This window comes from Paenibacillus mesotrionivorans (assembly GCF_046098205.1).
GTDB classification, from domain to species: domain Bacteria; phylum Bacillota; class Bacilli; order Paenibacillales; family NBRC-103111; genus Paenibacillus_AR; species Paenibacillus_AR mesotrionivorans.
The window spans coordinates 182,288-200,203 of the sequence record NZ_JBJURJ010000012.1 but is presented as its reverse complement, the minus strand read 5'-3'; the positions used below and the strand labels follow the sequence as shown (position 1 = coordinate 200,203).

The window sequence follows — 17,916 nt, the reverse complement described above, 5'->3', positions numbered from 1 at the left end:
TTTTCTATTCCACGGATGCTGAGATCGGGTAGATAAGCTTCTCCAGCGGCAGCCTGGGTGATTGGTGGGTCGGCTCATCCGCAATCCCGATGGAGATCAGCATGGCCGGCACATACCGGGCATCAATGTTGAAGGCATGGGAAAAGGCCGCGGCATCAAAGCCGGTCATCGGTACGGAATCGTAGCCCATCGCCTTAGCAGCCAGCATGAGCTGCATAGAGATCAGGCCCGCATTTAACATGGCATGGTCCCGGCCGAATTGCTCGCCTCTGGTATCATACACATGATTGATGTTGGCGATCTGGCGGGTTGCCAGCTCGTTGGACATGCCTCCCGCTTCAGCAAGCTGCGTATAGACCGTTTTCGCGTTCAGATTCGCTTGGAGATCCCCCAACACTGCTACCGTCACGGCGCTCTCCAGAACCTGCTTCTGGCTGTTGGCAATGGGAAAAAGCGTCTCTTTGTCCGCTTGCTCCTGTATCACTGCCAGCTTCCAGTGCTGAAGGTTCCATGCGGAGGGGGCAAAATGGGCAATCTCCAGAATCTGCCGGAGGTCCGCCTCGGGGATAACGGCCCCTTTTTTGTAGCGGCGTACGGAATGCCGGTCGAGAATCATCCGGGTGAAGGCAGCACCTGCCTCTTGCTGCAATTGGGTCATATAATATGCCCCTTTCTCCTCATATCCGATGATTACGCGTGTTTTTCGATGAGGGCTTCCAGAGAAGCCAGTGATTGCACGCCCACTACCTTGTCAACGGGTGTTCCGTTTTTGAACAGGATCAGGGTCGGAATGCTCATTACGCCGAACTTGCCTGCAGTTTCCGGATTTTCATCCACATTGGTTTTGGCTACAGTTGCCTTTGCTGCAGGGTTAGCAGCCAGTTCATCCAGAACAGGTGCGATCATCCGGCAGGGTCCGCACCACGGTGCCCAGAAATCCACCAATACCAAACCGTCTTGCCCTACTTCCGATTGGAACGTTGCATCTGTAATATGTTTAACCGCCATGTTCAAACACTCCTTTTTCTAATTTTGGGGTACCGTCACTTTTCCCTTCATGCAGGCTGCAAATTTGCTCAAGCACCGCTGCAATGGTCCATTTCCTCCAGTACAGCTCCAGGTGGTCCTCCGCCTCATGGAAAAGACCATCCATCACAGACTGGACATTGGATGCGATCATACAGCCGTTGTCCGGGTCCCCTGAGCACCAGCTGGGCTTCAGAGTCCCGGCACATACAACCGTATAAATCTGCCCCAGGTGGGTGGTTTCCGGGTCGCAATCCAGCATATAGCCGCCGCCGGTTCCTTCCTTGGTCGCCACAAAGCCGTGGTTCCGCAAAAGACTCATCACCTTTCGTACCCGGGCCGGATTGGTGCAGACATTGTTTGCAATCATCTCACTGGTGGCCATATGATCCGACCGGTGGGCCAGCAATACCAGGCTGTGTACGGCAATGGAGAAATCGCTGTTCATATCAGGACACCTCCGATATACTGTAATTATATTATTTACAGTTTCGCGTGTCAAATGATTCAGCCATCCTTAGCTTCCCCTGCCGTTTATGAATTATCACTCTCCATTATGCCTTTACCCTTAAACCCCCGCGGTAAACGCAAAAACCGGGAGCCTTGTGCCCCCGGAAAGAGCATCATCACGCACCGTTGACCGCAAGCTTCTTATCCATATCCCCGCGGATATCCCGAAGCAGCTGAAGCGCAGCCTCGATTTCCACCTTCCTGGTAGACACACTCTCCACGCTGCAGCCTACAGGAATTCCCTTCTCCAACGCAAAATCCATCAGCTCATCCATAATTTTGCGCACCAAGGTGATGGATTTATCCAGAATATCATGGGAATGGATTAAATCCTGCTCCAGCCAGCGGGGCAGACTGATCCCCAGCCACTTGATAAATTCCAAGGTCTTCAATGAACCGCAGGGGGCAAAATTAAACAGAATCGGCACCATTTCCAACTCCTGCTCCCGGCAGGCGTAATAATAGTCCGACAAGAAATCCTTGGAGGCTTCCACATTATAAATAGCTTGCGACACGAAAAAGCGGCAGCCGCTTTCCATCTTCCGGATCACCCGCAGATGTTCATCCCGTGTTTTCATATGGCGCTCCGGAATCATAACTCCACCCATCAGAAGATGAGGATGACGGCGCCCGATCTCAAAAGCCTGGGGAAGAGAGGTTTTCACCGGTTGAGTACTGGAGGAGGCCCCGACAAATACGGCACATGCACCTTCCGGCTGCGCAGCCATCCAGCTCTCCAGCTCCGCGGGATGATATTTACCTGCACTTCTGTACAGAATGGATGGCGTTTGCAGGTGGTTCAAGTATGTATTGCGGTAAATTCCAGGATCCAATGCTTCCAGATAAGGAAAGGGCCGGTCCCCCTCTCTGCTGTCTTCCTCTTGAACATCATAAAGAATAAGACCGTCAATAGGGAGGGAAGCGATCCGTTCATGCTGCGTACGAGCAATGGTGTTCAGCTTTTCCTCCGGAGTGTCCAACTTGGGCGGTGTCATACCATAGGTCAGAATGCCGGTCTGCCTTTTTATAATTTGGTTGGCGAGCTTTTGGGACATTGAGGGTGGCTCCTTGTTTAGATTCACATAAGGATATAGAAAACCGCCTGTTCATTGGATTAACAGACAACCCAATAAACAAGCGGCTTCAGGCTTACTGTCTATTCCTTTTCCTCTCAGGACACCTTATGCTCGATCCGCAGCTTATCCGCCACCATGGCAATAAATTCGGAATTGGTGGGTTTGGCTTTGGAAATATTAACGGTGTACCCGAACAGGTGGCTGATGCTGTCAATATTGCCGCGGGTCCAAGCTACCTCGATGGCATGGCGGATGGCCCGCTCTACACGGCTCGGTGTAGTCTTGAAGCGTTCGGCAATTGCCGGATAAAGGGTCTTGGTAATAGCGCCGAGAATTTCGATGTTATTGTATACCATAGTAATGGCTTCACGCAGGTACTGGTAACCCTTAATATGAGCGGGAACACCAATTTCATGAATAATGCTGGTAATATTCGCATCCAGGTTACGGGATTTGTTCATAGGAACCACATTGGCCTTATGCTGGATTACGGAGGATGACACGCCGCTTCCCAGCATCGAGTTGGCTGTAATCGGATTGGGGGAGATGAGCTGGCGAATGCGGTTGGTCAGAACCTCCATATCGAAGGGCTTCAGGATATAATAGGATGCCCCCAACTGGACTGCCTTCTGTGTAATACTCTCCTGGCCGAAAGCAGTGAGCATAATGATTTTGGGCTGCGGATTGACATTCATCTCCCGGAGCTTCTCCAGAACGCCCAGGCCATCAAGATGAGGCATAATAATATCAAGAATCAGCACATCAGGGACACGTCCCTCTTCAATGAGACGCAGCACGTCGTTGCCGTTATAAGCAATTCCGGATACATTCATATCTTGCTGGTCATTGATAAATTCCGATAATAACGCTGTAAACTCCCGATTGTCATCTGCCAACAAAACCTCGATTTTTTGCACTCGACTAATCCTCCAATCCAAAGATGCGTACTTTTGTTTTCCTGACTATTCTAATTCGACACATGGGATTAAATTCCTTCTGTCGAAATTTATTTTTCTTTATTTTTTTTACGGTTTTATATATAATATATATTTTATCTTATCATCCAACATTTTTCGACAGGTTCACTGAATTGTTAGATTTTTATTACCCGTTTCCAATAAAAATGAAACATGGCTTTAGATAAAGAAAAAAAGCAGGCTCAGCCTGCTTTCAGTTCCTCCATGGTTTGTTTGTCCAAAACTCCTGCGTCTTGAAGCATCCATTCAATGAAGCAGCCATACCCGCTGGTCGGATCGTTAACGAAAACATGGGTGACAGCTCCGATCAGCTTGCCGTTTTGGATGATGGGGCTGCCGCTCATTCCCTGGACAATCCCGCCGGTTTTTTCGATCAGGCGGGGATCGGTAATTTTGATTACCATTCCCTTCGTAGCCGGATAATCCTGTTTGGCTACATGGGTAATACTAATCGAGAACTTCTCCACCTTCTGTCCGTTAACCACCGTATAGATTTCAGCCGGTCCTTCCACAACATCCTCGGCAAAGGCTACGGGCAAAGCTTCTTTCGTGTATCCGTGATCAGGAACAGCAGACATTCTTCCGAATATTCCGAAGGGCGTATTCTTTTCAATATTGCCTAAAATTTTGTTCTCCGAGCTAAATTGGGCCCGTTTTTCCCCTGGTTCTCCTGTCAGGCTCTTGGCGATGGAGGTAACATTGGAGTGTACGATTTCGCCGCTGCCCACTTCGATAGGTGTCTGTGTATCCATATCCGTAATGACATGCCCCAGTGCGCCATAGGCGTTCTGATCCGGGGAATAGAAGGTAAGAGTCCCTACACCCGCTGCGGAGTCCCTGATGTATATACCGAGCCGGTAAGCTTTGTCATTCTGGTCAAAGGCAGGCTCCAGTTTAACATGCAGCTTGTCCTTATTCCGTTTAATCTCCAGATCCAAGCTGGTTTTTTCTCTGCCTGCCTGTGCCACCAGCTCCGCCATCTGATTCACATCCCGGAGCTTCTGTCCGTTTACGCTGAGGATCAAATCCCCTACTTGGATTTTGGCGTCCTCTCCCGGAGAAATCTTCCGGTCATTCTCCACCGTTACCATGTGGTGGCCCACCACAAGCACCCCGGCTGATTTAAGCTTTACCCCGATGGTTTGGCCTCCGGGCACTACCCTTAAGTCGGGAAGGACCTTCACCTTAACCGATTTAATGGGGATATTCCCCAGCTTGACCAGCATTTCCGTTTGGCCGGCTACAGCCGTATGGATATGGATGGGCTCCTTGAGGTTAGCTTGAAAGGTCGGCTCCGAAGAACCGTTCACACTCATGATTCCCGGATCGCGGATGCTGATATTGCCGGTGACGGGCATCGCTAAGTGTAGCGCCTTGTCCTGACCTGTGAAGATACGCAGCTCACCGGGAAAACTGGCGAAGCATTGAAACGGGGCGGAAAAACTCAGCAAGCAAATGAAAAAAGCGATGATAAGACCTATCAATCGTTTGCGGTTGATGGAACTCAATCCCAATCACGCTCCTTTTCTCCTCCTCGCCCGTTAAAGAAGGCGCATGTGTCATTTGCGTACCTATAAGTTACCCCGCCCCACCTGATTTATGACTCGAAAAAGCTGCACCTCAGGCCAATATCTGCTTGAATTCCGGGTTAAAAGCCCTTTTTTGGGTCTCTGCCATAGCCAGCATCTCCAAAGCATGCGATAACGTCGTCTCCGTGATCTCTACGCCGCCAAGCATCCGGGCAAGCTCCTCTGCACGGTCTGCCGTGTCCAGGTCCTTGACCCTGGTGTAGGTCCGTCCGTCCTCCACCGCTTTGCTGATGTAATAATGGGCATCCGCCATACACGCCACTTGAGGCAGATGCGTAATGGAGAAAACCTGGCAATCGGACGACAGCCGCGCCATCCGTTCTGCAATGGCCTGTGCCGCGCGGCCGCTGACACCTGTATCCACCTCATCGAATACCAGGACGGGAATCCGGTCCACCTTGGCAAAAATCGATTTCATCGCCAGCATCATCCGGGAAAGCTCGCCGCCGGAGGCAATTTTCCCGAGACCCCGCAGCGGTTCTCCCGGGTTCGGAGCGATAAGGAATTCCACTTGGTCAATGCCGTTGCGGGCCAACCGGACCGTCGTGCCATCCGCCTGAACCCCCTTAGGATCCTCTACCCGTCCCATCTGTACCTGGAACACCGTTCGCTCCATATGCAGCTCCTTCAGCTCCGCTACAATAGCCTCAGATAGCCTCACCCCGGCAGACGAGCGTTGCCCGGACAGCTTAAGAGCAAGGCGCACACATTCCTTCTCCTGGCGGGCCAGCTTCCGTTCCAGCTCCTGCTGCCGCTCTTCCTTATGGTCCAGTACCGCCAGCTCCTGGCGCACCTTCTCCAGATAACGAAGGATTTCTTCCACGTTCTCTCCGTATTTCCGCCGGAAGGAGGCGATCAGACTGAGACGGTCTTCAATTTCATTCAACCGGATCGGGTTAGACTCTACACCCTCCCGGTAATCCCGGAGCTGGAACGCCGCATCCTCCAGCTGGTAAAAGGCGCTTTGCATCTGCTCCAAAACGGGGCCAAGCCCAACAGCATCAAACTGGACAATGTCCTGAAGCTTAAGAACCGCCCTGCGGACCTGATCCAAGGCTTTGCCTCCGGCATTAAGCGCCTCATACGAATCGTTCACGTTCTGGTATAATTTTTCCGCATTTCCTAGCTTGCTCTTTTCTTCCGCCAAACATTCATCCTCGCCGGATTTCAATTGGGCATCCGCAATCTCCTCCACCTGGAAGCGGTACAGATCCTGCATTTGCAATGCTTTCTTCTCCGCCTCCCGGAGAGCAGCCAGCTCCTTTTGGATACGCATATATTCACCGTAGGCCGCGCTGTATGCGGAACGGGTTTTTTCGATTTCGTGCCCGCCGAACAAGTCCAGCCAGCGGATATGCTCCTCCGCCTTCAAGAGGGATTGATGCTCATGCTGCCCATGAATATTAATCAGCCGCTCCCCTGCTTCCCGGAGGACGGACAGGTTCACGAGCTGGCCGTTGATACGGCTGACGCCCTTGCCATGGACGCTCAGCTCCCGGCGGATGATCAGATGCTCATCAGCAGCCGGTGTTAAGCCGACTCCCTCCAGCACCTCCCAAACGGGGTGATCGGCGGGAACATCAAATAAGGCCTCGATTTCCGCCTTATCCTGCCCAAACCGGACCAGATCACTTAGGCCCCGTCCTCCGGCGATTAATCCTAAAGCATCTATAATAATGGATTTCCCGGCGCCTGTTTCGCCCGTGAGAACATGAAAACCGTTGTGGAAAGCCAGACGTACCGATTCGATTACCGCCAGATTGCGGATGGACAGCTCTTGCAGCATTGGGCAACTCCCCTTTTTTCCAAATAAAAATGCGGGTACAAATCTTGTCCTCTCCATTATATCAGCATTCCGCAGAAAAAGGGAACACCTATTCGCATTTTATTTTTCTGCATGCGTTCCCGCAAATAAAAAAAGCCGCCCTGAAGATCAGGACAGCATGGCGGTAATCCGGCGTACGATTTCTTGGCTTTGCTCGCGGCTGCGGCAGATCAAAAGAATGGTATCATCGCCGCAAATGGTGCCCATCAATTCAGGCCACTCCAGGCTGTCCAGCAATGCCCCAATGGCATTGGCAGTGCCCGGCATGCTTTTCATGACGATGAGATTCTCCGTATAATCAATGCCTACAAAATGCTCAGACAGCACACGCTTCAGCCGCGATACTGGATTCACCCGCTGCTCACTGGGAAGCGCATACTTATAATGGCCGCTGCTTAAGGGGGTTTTAATCAGGTGAAGCTCCTTGATATCCCGGGAGACGGTAGCTTGGGTTACATTGTAGCCGGCAGTGCGGAGTGCTTCCACAAGCTCGTCCTGGGTCTCGATATCCTGCGACGCCAGAATCTCCCTGATTTTCAGATGACGTTGGCCTTTCATATTGTCCTCCTTACGATTTGACGGTGCTGCCACGTAAGCGCATCCTTTATGAGGTGCGGCTTTCCTCCTCCGGAACATCGAAGCGGATTTTCTCAATCGTCTTTTGTCTGGGGTCCACGTACAGAATCCCTTCCGCCTCCGGATACAGCAGCTGATAGACCAGAAGCTGGTCACGCAACCCGCTGCCGGTCCAGTCCAGGGGTTTGCGGTCCCGGGCAACCTTGACCACATACAGCTTTTCCTCTTCCGCGGCGAAATGATCGATGAACAGCCTGCTCTCCAGCAACTCTCTGTCATTCACCTGAATCTGGATGGGTATCCGGCGTTTGCCCGTCAATACCTCATATCCCGAAAATTCCAACAGCTCAACTGCCGCCGTAGCCGGCACCTCCGGGTCCGGGTCAATGGCCGGCCTCCCCTTGGGCGGGGCCATCAGCCAAAACCGGAACCGGTAAAGCAGCCATCCGATGATGAATACACTGAGAAGCAAGAGAATCAGGCTGTCGCCTCTGTACATTCCGCATCCCCCCGAATACTATACTTTTTCTAGGAGATTAAAGAAATTCCTGCAAGCTTTTGTATCATCATCCTAAGAAAAGTTCAACCCGGTGAGGAGCGGAAGGTATGATGGGCTTGATGTACAGTGTCCCGGATCAACGTTGCGAAGTCCGGTTTTTCCGGACACGCAGGCTCTGAGCCGACGCTGTCTGCAGATAAGGTTCCTTTGTAGGTCCAGTTTGCCAGAAACTCCACATTTCCTTCTCCCCCGGTAATGGGCGAATAAGTAAGCCCCTCCAGAACAAAACCAAGCTGGCAGGCAAATTCCAACACGGTTTCCAGCACAGACTCGTGCACCTTGGCATCCCGGACCACCCCGGATTTCCCCACCTGCTCCCGCCCTGCCTCGAATTGAGGCTTGATCAAGGCGACAATCCGGCCGCCGCCGGACATCAGCTTGGCCAATGCAGGCAGAATCAGCCGGAGTGAGATGAAGGAAACATCAATGGTGGCGAAGTTTGGCACAAAACCCTCCAGATGCTCCGGCTCCATATACCGGAAGTTCGTCCGTTCCATCACATGCACCCGAGGGTCATTGCGGAGGGAATAATCCAATTGATTGTAGCCTACGTCAATGGCATACACCCGGGATACCCCGTTCTGCAGCGCACAATCCGTAAACCCGCCGGTGGAGGCCCCGATATCCATCATGGCGGCACCGTTAAGATCCAAACCGAAGGCACGAATGGCCTTCTCCAGCTTCAGCCCGCCGCGGCTGACATAAGGGTGGGGAGCTCCTTTGACGTTGAGCGGAAGATCCCTGGCGATTTTCATGCCGGGTTTCTCCAGCCGTTCCGTTCCGGTAAAGACCAGTCCCGCCATCACAGCGGCCTTGGCCTTCTCTCTGCTTTCATAATAACCCTGCTCAACCAGCAGGACGTCTATCCGTTCCTTCTCTTTAGCCACACTGTCCTCCCAGGCGCTCCCAAGGCCGAAGCCTTTAGGCATGCTGCCGTTTCTTCTGGATGAAGGCGGCCAGCTGTCCGGCTACGCTTTCGGCTGTAAGCCCGACCTCCGCCCGCTGTTCCTTGATGCTTCCGTGTTCAACAAAATAATCGGGAATAGCCAGGTTTTTCACTGCCAGCCCGTAAATATCATGATCGGCATAAAATTCCAGCACAGCCGAACCGAAGCCGCCCATCCGGACGCCTTCTTCCATGGTGATGATCGGCAGGCGCTCCGCCGCAAGGCTAAGGAGCATGGCCTGATCCACCGGCTTAATAAACCGGGCGTTTACTACCCGGAGGGATATGCCATGCCCGGCCAGAATGTGGGCGGCTTCCTCCGCCACCTCCACCATAGGTCCAACCGCCAGCACAGCAGCATCGCTGCCGCCACGCACCACTTCCCAGCTGCCGATGGGAATAAGCGACATCGGCGCCAGTTCTACCCCTCTGCCGTTAATGCGGGGATACCGCACAGCAATGGGGCCGTCGTCATAGTGGAGTGCCGTATACAGCATGGAGCGCAGCTCCTGCTCATCCTTGGGCATCATCACCGTAAGATTGGGGATGCTGCGCATAAAGGCCATATCATAAATCCCCTGGTGGGTTTCTCCGTCAGGTCCAACAAAACCGGCCCGGTCAATGGCAAACACCACATTCAGGTTCTGCCGGGCGATGTCATGGACAATCTGGTCGTAAGCCCGCTGCATGAAGGTGGAATAAACGGCGTAAACCGGCTTCATCCCCTCCATGGCCAAACCGGCGCAGAAGGTTGCGGCATGCTGTTCTGCGATGCCCACATCGATCATGCGGTCGGGAAAGCGTGCCTGGAACTTCAGCAGGCCGGAGCCTCCCGGCATAGCGGGAGTGACGGCGACGATCCGGCTGTCCGCTTCCGCCAGTTCTATCAGCGTATTGCCGAAGACCTCCGTGTACATGGGTGGTCCGGAGGATTTCATCACCTGGCCGGATTCAATCTTGTAGGGGCTGATGCCGTGCCAGGTATGAGAATCCGCCTCTGCAGGAGAATAGCCCTTACCCTTGGTGGTCAGCACGTGGATAAGAACGGGCCCCTCCAGGTTATCCGCCTGGCGCAGGGTTTCCAGCAGCTGCGGCAAATTATGGCCGTCCACCGGCCCCATATACTGAAAGCCCAGCTCTTCAAACAAAACACCGTTTACGAGGAGATATTTGAAGGAATCCTTCAGCTTCTCCACAGTTTTGGCGACCTTGCCGCCGATGGCCGGGATTTTTTTGAGGAGATACTCTACATCGTCCTTGGCCTTCAGATAATGCCGGTCCGAGCGGATCTTGCTTAAATAATTATGCATAGCGCCCACATTGGGGGCGATGGACATTTCGTTGTCATTCAGAATCACCACGAGATTCTTCCCCTCGTGGCCGATATGGTTCATGGCCTCGAAGGCCATGCCGCCGGTCATGGCGCCGTCGCCGATTACCGCCACCACTTTGTTGGACTTCTTCTGCAGGTCTCTGGCGCTGGCAAAGCCCATAGCCGCCGACAAGGAGGTGCTGCTGTGCCCGGCCTCCCAGACATCATGCTCGCTTTCACTGCGCTTGACGAAGCCGCACAGACCCTTGTACTTGCGCAGGGTATCGAAGTTCTCCTTGCGCCCGGTGAGGATCTTGTGCACGTACGATTGGTGTCCGACGTCGAATATGATCTTGTCCTGAGGGGACTGGTAATAATAATGCAGGGCCAAGGTCAATTCCACAACGCCCAGATTGGGCGCCAGATGTCCTCCCGTCAACGAGAGTTTTTCGATCAGAAACCTCCGTATCTCTCCCGTTAAAGCCTCCAACTGCTCCATATTCAGCTTTTTCAGGTCTTCCGGCTGGTTGATTTGATCGAGCACTATTGTAGCCCCGCTTTCGTGTTTAAATATGCATCATTATATCACAGTCCGGAAAACCGCCACAACGCGAAAAGAGGCGTTTACGAAAGCGGATTCCATCCATGCTTCATCCACAGGAGTATCCGGTAAGATCAGAACTCCCGTTGCACCAGATAATCCGCCAGCTCCAGCAGCCTGCGGGGGTCAGCGAATTGTGCCTCCAGCACGGCTTGTTTCCCCGCTTGGGTGAGCTCCTCCACCTTCCGCCGGGACTCCTCCAGCCCATACAGATAAGGATAGGTCACCTTCTGTGAGGCTTCGTCGCTGTGCAGGGGTTTGCCAAGCTTGGATTCGTCTCCGGTGATATCCAGTATATCATCCTGAATCTGGAATGCCAGGCCGATGCTGTAGCCATAGATCTCCAGCGCCTTCAGCTGCGCCGGACTGGCTCCCGCTGTACGCCCTCCGGCCTTCAGCGAGAAAACAATAAGATCGGCGGTTTTGTGGGTATGGATAAACTCCAGCTGCTCCTTGCCGGTGGTCCCCTGCTCGCCCAGGATGTCTGCCGCCTGGCCGCCTACCATGCCTCTGGCCCCTGCATAAACAGACAGCTCCTCCAACATGTCCAGCACGGTTTCCGCCGGAACGCCTCCCGCTCTTCCCGCTTGGGTAATGGAATAGAAGGCGTGGGTCAGGAGGGCGTCTCCCGCCAGAATCGCCATGGCATCGCCAAATACCTTGTGGTTCGTGGGTTTGCCGCGGCGGAAGTCGTCATTGTCCATCGCCGGCAGATCGTCATGGATCAGCGAGTAGGTGTGGATCATCTCGATGGCATTGGCGGCATAACGTGCCGCCTCGGGACTGCCGCCTGCCGCTTCAGCGGCGGCGTAGACAAGAACAGGCCGCAGGCGCTTGCCTCCGGCCATCAGCGAATAATGCATGGATTCCCGCAGCTTGTCGGGCACCTGCCATTCCCCCGGCAGACAGGAGGCAAGCTGCTCTTCCGTCACAGTCTGCCAGTGCCCGATATAGTCCTTGATCGTGGCCAGCTTTAGAGCTTCAAAAGGGTTCATAGCCTCACCACTCACCCTTCATCCGTACCGGCGGCAAACGGCTTCTTGGCGAGAGTGCCGTTTTCCTCCACCAGAATCTCGATTTTGCGCTCCACCTGCTCCAGCTTCTTGCCGCAAAGATGGGAAAGCTTCATTCCCTGCTGAAACAGCTCAATGGCCTGCTCCAGGGGAACATCGCCGTTCTCCAGCCTGCCGACAATGGTTTCCAGACGCTCCATTGCCGCTTCAAAGCTCAGTTCCGATTCACCGGCCCAGCCGGCGGAAATGATTTCCTTATCCATCCGCATTCTCCTCCATGGCCCATACATGGCAGTCCAGACGTCCGTCGGCCAGACGGACCTTGACCAGATCTCCCGGCTGTATGTGATGAATTGATTTTACAAGTGCGGTTTCGTTCTCGTTATATACCAGACTGTAGCCGCGCTGCATGACCTTTAGCGGGCTCAGCGCATCCAATTGCTTAAGTGCGGCGTCAAAGCCGGCCTGCTTGTCCTTCATCAGCGATTGCATGGCGGCTGCCAGACGGCGGCTTAACGCATCGCTTTGGCGCCGGGCATAAATGACCTGCTCGCCGGGGTCATGCCGGGCCAGCCGGTGGGCCAGGCCCATCTTGGCCTCACGGGCTTTGGTAAGCCGCTTGTTGATGCGGTAGCCCAACTGCTCCGTGAGGCGGTCCAGCCGTTCCACAGGCTCCAGCAGCTGCTTGCGCGGATTCAGCAAATACGGCGAACGCTGCGCTCTTGCCAGGCGCTCCCGGATTTCCTGCAGCCTGCGCTGCAGGGCCCTGCGCATCCGCTCCTGCTCCACAGCCAGCTGCTGGCGCAGCTCCATATGATGAGGGACGGCCAGCTCGGCTGCTGCGGTAGGAGTCGCTGCCCGCAGATCCGCCACAAAATCGGCAATGGTAAAATCCGTCTCATGCCCTACGGCGGAAATCACCGGAATCAGAGAAGCATGGATAGCCCGGGCAACTGCTTCCTCATTGAAGGCCCACAGCTCCTCCAGACTGCCACCGCCTCTGCCTACAATGAGCAGATCCACCTCACCGGCTTCATTCAGCCGGCGGATAGCCTTCACAATGGAGGGAGCCGCCTGCGTCCCCTGTACCAGCACGGGATAGAGCTGTACAGGTATGGCCGGAAACCGGCGCTGCAGAGTAATGATAATATCCCGGACCGCCGCTCCCGTGGGTGAGGTGACCACACCGATGGCTCTCGGAAACCGGGGGATCGGTTTTTTGCGGTGGACGGCAAAAAGCCCCTCCGCCTCCAGACGCTGCTTCAGCTGCTCGTAAGCCAAATAAAGGCTGCCCACGCCGTCCGGCTGCATCTGGGTGACATACATCTGATATTGGCCGTCCCGCTCATAAACGGAAATGCCGCCTTTGGCCAGCACCTTGGTTCCGTCCTTAGGGATAAAGGGCAGACGCTGATTGTAGGAAGCGAACATAATCGCCTTGACCCGGCTGTCCGCATCCTTCAGGGTAAAATACATATGGCCGCTGGAATGCCGGGTAAAGTTGGAGATTTCCCCACGGACCCAGACATCCGATAACCGGGTGTCCTGCTCCAGCCGCGCCTTGATATAGCGGGTCAGCTCTTTGACGGTAATGGCCTGCTCCGGCCCCTTATCGGGCATCATGGCCTTTACTCCAATCCTGCGGCCCGCCTGGCCGAAACAATGGTATTGGCCAGCAGCATCGTGATGGTCATCGGTCCTACACATCCGGGAACAGGAGTGATCATTCCGGCTGTTTCCAGCACATCCTCAAAATCCACATCCCCCACCAGCTTGCCGTCAGGAAGACGGTTGATGCCTACATCAATCACGATGGCACCGGGCTTCAGGTGCTTGGCTTTGATCATCTGGGGACGCCCTACGGCCGCCACCAGTATATCCGCCTGGGAGGTAATCTGCTCCATATCGGGGGTGCGGGAATGGCAGACCGTTACAGTGGCATGCTCCCGGAGCAGCAGCATGGCCATAGGTTTACCTACAATATTGCTGCGTCCCACAACCACCGCATGTTTGCCGGCAATCTCCACCTTCATCCGCTTCAGCACCTCGATGACGCCGGCAGGCGTACAAGGCAGGAAGCCGGGTTTGCCGATCATCAGATTACCCACATTAATGGGATGGAAGCAGTCCACATCCTTATCAGGATGGATGGTGTCAATTATCTTATCTTCGTTAATATGGCGGGGCAGCGGCAGCTGGACGAGAATCCCATTGATCTTCTTGTCGCCGTTCAGGCGTTCCACCAGCGCCAGAAGCTCCTCTTCACCGGTATCCTCCGGCAGACGGTGCACCTCGGAATAGATGCCGGCTGTTTCACAGGCCTTGGCTTTGTTGCGCACATAAACGGCCGAAGCCGGATCATTGCCCACCAACACTACCGCCAGTCCGGGCTGAACCTGGTGCTTGGCCAGCTCCTCCACCTCAAGCCTGAAGTGCTCGCGGACGGATTGAACCAATTCCTTGCCGTTAATCACTTGAGCCGACATGTAACTCCCCCCATATGTTCTTTATTTCTAGTTTCGGACCGCACCTGAAGCAGCGGCAAAACCGGGCCAGAAGGTGCCCAGTCTGCCCGGCAGTCAAACTCTTTACAGCTTTTCCTTGATGCCTTCCAGCTCGGTGATCATCTTGCCGAGCACACCGTTAACGAACTTGCCCGATTCCTCGGTGCCGAAGTTCTTGGACATTTCGATGGCTTCGTTGACCACAACCTTCGGCGGAACATCCTCACGGAACACCATTTCGTACACGCCCATACGCAGAATTTCCCGGTCTACCTTGGATAACCGGTCCATGGACCAGCCCTTCAGATAATCGGTGAGCAAATTATCGATGGCGGCCAGATGCTCTTCTGTACCTGCCACCAGCTCCTTCACGTCACTGGGTACAATATCCTCATTCTTCTGGCGAAGCTCGGCTTCGTTCTCCTGCAAGGCTTCTTCAATTACCATGCGGATGGCATGGTCCACATCCACTTCGTTCATTCGCAACTGATACAGGCTCTGTACGGCGAGCTCTCTGGCTAATCTGCGTCTCATCGGACGACTTCAACCCCCTATTCGATACAAAACAAAACCCCATGAAAGGGCACTCCAGCGTGAGACGGTGCCGTTCCACAGGATTATACTTGGATATAACTAGTTTTACCTGAACATCTTCCATCTTTCGGAAAGCCAGCGCCACAGGTGATCCACCTGAAACAGCCGTTCCCCTTGATCCAGCTTTTTCCCCATATAATAACCGATAAAAACAATGAAAGCAAAAATGAGCATGTCCCAAAAACCGACGAACAAATAAAGGAAGCCCAAGAAAAAGCCGAATGCCGCTCCCAGGAGCTTGCCCCGGTGGAGCTCCCACAGGTCCTTCCACATATCCGGCTTCACCCCTATTCAACCCGGCTTTTGAAGGTGGGCGCAGATTGGACAATATTGGCGATAAATACGGAAACACTCGCCACCGGAATCCCGGTGATCTCTTCGATATGCTGCTTGACGGCGGATTGCATCTCCTCGGTCAAAGCCGGAATGGAGCTTTCCCCGTCCACCATGCTGCGGATGGTCACCTCAATACCTGCGCTGCCCACCCGGATGCGGGCCCGCAAATCCTTGACGCCGCGGGAACGGGTGGCGGCCTTCAGAGCCAGATTCTCCACCGTCTCAATGGAAATGCGGATATCTCCCCATTCATTGCGCTGGTCGATGGAGGGTGCCTGCTCCCTGGAGCTGCGCACGGAAATGTAAAACAGACGCAGGGCGATAAGCAGCAGAACGGCGCAAACGCTGATAAAGGCGATGGCCGGACCGGTTTGCGTATAAATCCGCTCGGTTAACGCTTGGGTTTCCTCCAGCGGAATCCAATTGAACGCCCCGGCCAACATGGCGCAAGCGGCTACCATGACGGCAAGGCTGAAAATAAACAAAAGAAGGCGGTCGATAATCTTGGCCATTAAGCTTGTCCCCTTCCATGTCGGACCACTCCCCAACGGGTCCCCTTTCGTGAAGCAAGCCCCCTATGGCTAGGGGGCATAAGTGCAAACCGTTATTTCAATTTAATAACGGAGGTCGCATCCTCTTCAATAACCCGTTCCGGAGTTTTGAACTGAACGCCGTGGATATGGACATTCACTTCAATCACGTCCAAGCCGGTCATGGATTCGATGGCCTGCTTCACATTCCGTTGAATATCGGATGCGACGGATGGAATCCGCTGTCCGTATTCGATGATAATGGAAACATCGATGGCCGCTTCTCTTTGCCCAACCTCCACCTTCACGCCCTTGGAAAGGTTCTTGCGTCCCAGAAGCTCGGCTACGCCGCTGGCGAAGCCTCCGCTCATGCCTGCTACCCCTTCCACTTCGATGGTAGCCAGACCGGCGATAATCTCAATGACCTCAGGGGCAATCTGGATGTTCCCCATGTCCGTCTTCTCATAATCTGGAGCTATGGTGCTCATATGTACACCTCCCAAGCATTGTTGGACGTCCTAATACATTACTATACCATTTGGACCGAAAGTTGACAAACCCAAGATTTTTATGACTTGGAGTACGTTACGAGTTGTACACGTCCACTTCCTCCAGGAACTTGATATCGAAGTCCCCCTTCAGGAAGGTAGGATGCCGCATCAGCTTCATATGGAAGGGAATGGTCGTCTGCACGCCGTCTATGGCAAACTCGGACAAGGCCCGGCTCATCCGTGCGATGGCGTCCTCCCGGGTATCTCCCCACACGATCAGCTTGGCGATCATGGAATCATAATACGGGGAGATCACATAGCCGGGATAAGCGGAGCTGTCCACCCGCACACCCAGTCCGCCTGGAGGCAGATAGAAGGAAATTTGGCCGGGTGACGGCATAAAATTCCGCTCCGGGTCCTCGGCATTGATCCGGCATTCGATAGCCCAGCCCTTAATTTGGACATCCTCCTGCCGGAAGCTCAGGGGATGGCCTTCGGCTACACGGATCATTTCCTTGATCAGGTCCACGCCTGTCACCATTTCGGTAACGGGATGCTCCACCTGAATCCGGGTGTTCATTTCCATGAAGTAGAAGTTCCCGTCCGGTCCCAGCAGAAATTCCAGGGTTCCGGCGCCGGAATAATTCACCGCCAAGGCGGCACGTACGGCGGCTTCCCCCATTTGCTCCCGGACTTCGGGAGTGATTACGGAGCAAGGCGCCTCCTCCACCAGCTTCTGGCGGCGGCGCTGCACGGAGCAGTCCCGCTCGCCCAGATGGACGGCGTTGCCGTGTTTATCGGCGATAATCTGAATTTCCACATGCTTCATGCCTGTAAGGAACTTCTCCAGATAGACCCCGGCATTGCCGAAGGCCTTTTGGGCCTCCTGCTGGGCGGTGGTAATCTGCTGAAGCAGGGATTCCTCATCGTTGGCGATCCGGATGCCCTTGCCACCGCCGCCGGCGGTAGCTTTGATAATAACCGGGTATCCAATATCCCTGGCGATCATCAGGGCTTCCTGGGGGTCCTCCACCAGCCCGTCGGAGCCGGGGATAACAGGAACACCCGCTTTTTTCATGGTATCCTTGGCTACGGCCTTGTCTCCCATCTTGCTGATGGCTTCAGGGGACGGTCCGATGAAGGTGATGTTGCAGCGTTCGCAGATCTCCGCGAAATCCGCATTCTCCGCCAGGAACCCGTAACCGGGATGAATGGCATCAGTCTCTGTCAGCGTGGCGACGCTCATGAGATTGGTAAAGTTCAAGTAGCTGTCCTTGGACAGGGTAGGACCGATGCAATAGGCTTCGTCCGCCAGCCGGACATGGAGGGAATCTCTGTCGGCTTCCGAATACACGGCGACCGTATAGATATTCATCTCCTTGCAGGCGCGGATGATCCGGACCGCAATCTCGCCCCGGTTGGCAATTAGTATTTTTTGAAACGCCATGATC

At 54.2% G+C, this 17,916-nt stretch carries 20 protein-coding genes; all 20 read right to left on the bottom strand.

The window, feature by feature from the left end; translation table 11 throughout:
* Window positions 1–4 precede the first annotated feature (4 nt).
* Window positions 5–658 carry a nitroreductase family protein gene (locus ACI1P1_RS18710; protein WP_416217959.1) on the bottom strand — a complete coding sequence of 218 codons (654 nt, stop codon included), beginning with the start codon at window positions 656–658 and terminating at the stop codon, window positions 5–7.
* 32 nt (window positions 659–690) lie between these two features.
* Window positions 691–1,008, bottom strand: coding sequence for a thioredoxin (gene trxA / locus ACI1P1_RS18705; protein ID WP_416217958.1), 318 nt, complete (start codon window positions 1,006–1,008; stop codon window positions 691–693).
* On the bottom strand, window positions 998–1,474 hold the full coding sequence (locus ACI1P1_RS18700; protein WP_416217957.1) for an RrF2 family transcriptional regulator: 477 nt from the start codon (window positions 1,472–1,474) through the stop codon (window positions 998–1,000). The genes trxA and ACI1P1_RS18700 overlap by 11 nt, the downstream gene beginning before the upstream one ends.
* Before the next feature lie 178 nt (window positions 1,475–1,652).
* On the bottom strand, window positions 1,653–2,591 hold the full coding sequence (locus tag ACI1P1_RS18695) for a methylenetetrahydrofolate reductase (RefSeq protein ID WP_416217956.1): 939 nt from the start codon (window positions 2,589–2,591) through the stop codon (window positions 1,653–1,655).
* 116 nt (window positions 2,592–2,707) lie between these two features.
* Window positions 2,708–3,529 carry a sporulation transcription factor Spo0A gene (spo0A, locus tag ACI1P1_RS18690; protein ID WP_416217955.1) on the bottom strand — a complete coding sequence of 274 codons (822 nt, stop codon included), beginning with the start codon at window positions 3,527–3,529 and terminating at the stop codon, window positions 2,708–2,710.
* Between the two features lie 242 nt (window positions 3,530–3,771).
* Window positions 3,772–5,097, bottom strand: a complete 1,326-nt coding sequence (gene spoIVB / locus ACI1P1_RS18685; RefSeq protein ID WP_416217954.1) for a SpoIVB peptidase — start codon at window positions 5,095–5,097, stop codon at window positions 3,772–3,774.
* Window positions 5,098–5,209: 112 nt separating this feature from the next.
* Window positions 5,210–6,964: a DNA repair protein RecN gene (recN, locus tag ACI1P1_RS18680; RefSeq protein ID WP_416217953.1), complete on the bottom strand. Its 1,755-nt coding sequence runs from the start codon at window positions 6,962–6,964 to the stop codon at window positions 5,210–5,212.
* 147 nt (window positions 6,965–7,111) lie between these two features.
* Window positions 7,112–7,561: a transcriptional regulator AhrC/ArgR gene (gene ahrC / locus ACI1P1_RS18675; RefSeq protein WP_416217952.1), complete on the bottom strand. Its 450-nt coding sequence runs from the start codon at window positions 7,559–7,561 to the stop codon at window positions 7,112–7,114.
* A 46-nt stretch (window positions 7,562–7,607) separates the two neighbouring features.
* Window positions 7,608–8,078, bottom strand: coding sequence for a hypothetical protein (locus ACI1P1_RS18670; RefSeq protein ID WP_416217951.1), 471 nt, complete (start codon window positions 8,076–8,078; stop codon window positions 7,608–7,610).
* A gap of 83 nt (window positions 8,079–8,161) precedes the next feature.
* Window positions 8,162–9,025: a TlyA family RNA methyltransferase gene (locus ACI1P1_RS18665; protein ID WP_416218011.1), complete on the bottom strand. Its 864-nt coding sequence runs from the start codon at window positions 9,023–9,025 to the stop codon at window positions 8,162–8,164.
* Window positions 9,026–9,059: 34 nt separating this feature from the next.
* Window positions 9,060–10,943, bottom strand: coding sequence for a 1-deoxy-D-xylulose-5-phosphate synthase (gene dxs, locus ACI1P1_RS18660; RefSeq protein ID WP_416218010.1), 1,884 nt, complete (start codon window positions 10,941–10,943; stop codon window positions 9,060–9,062).
* A gap of 128 nt (window positions 10,944–11,071) precedes the next feature.
* Complete coding sequence (locus tag ACI1P1_RS18655) at window positions 11,072–11,992, bottom strand: polyprenyl synthetase family protein (RefSeq protein ID WP_416217950.1); 921 nt, start codon at window positions 11,990–11,992, stop codon at window positions 11,072–11,074.
* An 11-nt stretch (window positions 11,993–12,003) separates the two neighbouring features.
* Window positions 12,004–12,273 (bottom strand): exodeoxyribonuclease VII small subunit, encoded by a 270-nt coding sequence (gene xseB, locus ACI1P1_RS18650; protein ID WP_416217949.1) that lies wholly within the window; start codon window positions 12,271–12,273, stop codon window positions 12,004–12,006.
* Window positions 12,266–13,630: an exodeoxyribonuclease VII large subunit gene (gene xseA, locus ACI1P1_RS18645; RefSeq protein WP_416218009.1), complete on the bottom strand. Its 1,365-nt coding sequence runs from the start codon at window positions 13,628–13,630 to the stop codon at window positions 12,266–12,268. Before xseA ends, xseB begins: the two co-directional genes overlap by 8 nt.
* An 8-nt stretch (window positions 13,631–13,638) precedes the next feature.
* A complete protein-coding gene (folD, locus tag ACI1P1_RS18640) occupies window positions 13,639–14,496 on the bottom strand; it encodes a bifunctional methylenetetrahydrofolate dehydrogenase/methenyltetrahydrofolate cyclohydrolase FolD (RefSeq protein ID WP_416217948.1) in 858 nt (285 codons plus the stop codon).
* 102 nt (window positions 14,497–14,598) lie between these two features.
* The gene (nusB, locus tag ACI1P1_RS18635; protein WP_416217947.1) at window positions 14,599–15,048 is read right to left on the bottom strand and encodes a transcription antitermination factor NusB; all 450 of its coding nucleotides are present in this window, start codon (window positions 15,046–15,048) and stop codon (window positions 14,599–14,601) included.
* 105 nt (window positions 15,049–15,153) lie between these two features.
* On the bottom strand, window positions 15,154–15,381 hold the full coding sequence (locus ACI1P1_RS18630) for a DUF2273 domain-containing protein (RefSeq protein WP_416217946.1): 228 nt from the start codon (window positions 15,379–15,381) through the stop codon (window positions 15,154–15,156).
* 14 nt (window positions 15,382–15,395) lie between these two features.
* Window positions 15,396–15,956, bottom strand: coding sequence for an alkaline shock response membrane anchor protein AmaP (gene amaP, locus ACI1P1_RS18625; RefSeq protein ID WP_416217945.1), 561 nt, complete (start codon window positions 15,954–15,956; stop codon window positions 15,396–15,398).
* Window positions 15,957–16,048: 92 nt separating this feature from the next.
* A complete protein-coding gene (locus ACI1P1_RS18620) occupies window positions 16,049–16,462 on the bottom strand; it encodes an Asp23/Gls24 family envelope stress response protein (protein ID WP_416217944.1) in 414 nt (137 codons plus the stop codon).
* Window positions 16,463–16,559: 97 nt separating this feature from the next.
* On the bottom strand, window positions 16,560–17,912 hold the full coding sequence (gene accC / locus ACI1P1_RS18615; protein WP_416217943.1) for an acetyl-CoA carboxylase biotin carboxylase subunit: 1,353 nt from the start codon (window positions 17,910–17,912) through the stop codon (window positions 16,560–16,562).
* Window positions 17,913–17,916 lie beyond the last annotated feature (4 nt).

Excerpts from the sequence above, each read along its gene's own strand:
- accC (WP_416217943.1), bottom strand. The coding sequence starts at position 17,912 with ATGGCGTTTCAAAAAATACTAATTGCCAACCGGGGCGAGATTGCGGTC.
- ACI1P1_RS18655 (WP_416217950.1), bottom strand. The coding sequence starts at position 11,992 with ATGAACCCTTTTGAAGCTCTAAAGCTGGCCACGATCAAGGACTATATC.
- recN (WP_416217953.1), bottom strand. The coding sequence starts at position 6,964 with ATGCTGCAAGAGCTGTCCATCCGCAATCTGGCGGTAATCGAATCGGTA.
- ACI1P1_RS18620 (WP_416217944.1), bottom strand. The coding sequence starts at position 16,462 with ATGAGCACCATAGCTCCAGATTATGAGAAGACGGACATGGGGAACATC.
- nusB (WP_416217947.1), bottom strand. The coding sequence starts at position 15,048 with ATGAGACGCAGATTAGCCAGAGAGCTCGCCGTACAGAGCCTGTATCAG.
- amaP (WP_416217945.1), bottom strand. The coding sequence starts at position 15,956 with ATGGCCAAGATTATCGACCGCCTTCTTTTGTTTATTTTCAGCCTTGCC.
- ACI1P1_RS18710 (WP_416217959.1), bottom strand. The coding sequence starts at position 658 with ATGACCCAATTGCAGCAAGAGGCAGGTGCTGCCTTCACCCGGATGATT.
- trxA (WP_416217958.1), bottom strand. The coding sequence starts at position 1,008 with ATGGCGGTTAAACATATTACAGATGCAACGTTCCAATCGGAAGTAGGG.
- ACI1P1_RS18670 (WP_416217951.1), bottom strand. The coding sequence starts at position 8,078 with ATGTACAGAGGCGACAGCCTGATTCTCTTGCTTCTCAGTGTATTCATC.
- xseB (WP_416217949.1), bottom strand. The coding sequence starts at position 12,273 with ATGGATAAGGAAATCATTTCCGCCGGCTGGGCCGGTGAATCGGAACTG.
- folD (WP_416217948.1), bottom strand. The coding sequence starts at position 14,496 with ATGTCGGCTCAAGTGATTAACGGCAAGGAATTGGTTCAATCCGTCCGC.
- ahrC (WP_416217952.1), bottom strand. The coding sequence starts at position 7,561 with ATGAAAGGCCAACGTCATCTGAAAATCAGGGAGATTCTGGCGTCGCAG.
- xseA (WP_416218009.1), bottom strand. The coding sequence starts at position 13,630 with ATGCCCGATAAGGGGCCGGAGCAGGCCATTACCGTCAAAGAGCTGACC.
- ACI1P1_RS18630 (WP_416217946.1), bottom strand. The coding sequence starts at position 15,381 with ATGTGGAAGGACCTGTGGGAGCTCCACCGGGGCAAGCTCCTGGGAGCG.
- ACI1P1_RS18700 (WP_416217957.1), bottom strand. The coding sequence starts at position 1,474 with ATGAACAGCGATTTCTCCATTGCCGTACACAGCCTGGTATTGCTGGCC.
- ACI1P1_RS18695 (WP_416217956.1), bottom strand. The coding sequence starts at position 2,591 with ATGTCCCAAAAGCTCGCCAACCAAATTATAAAAAGGCAGACCGGCATT.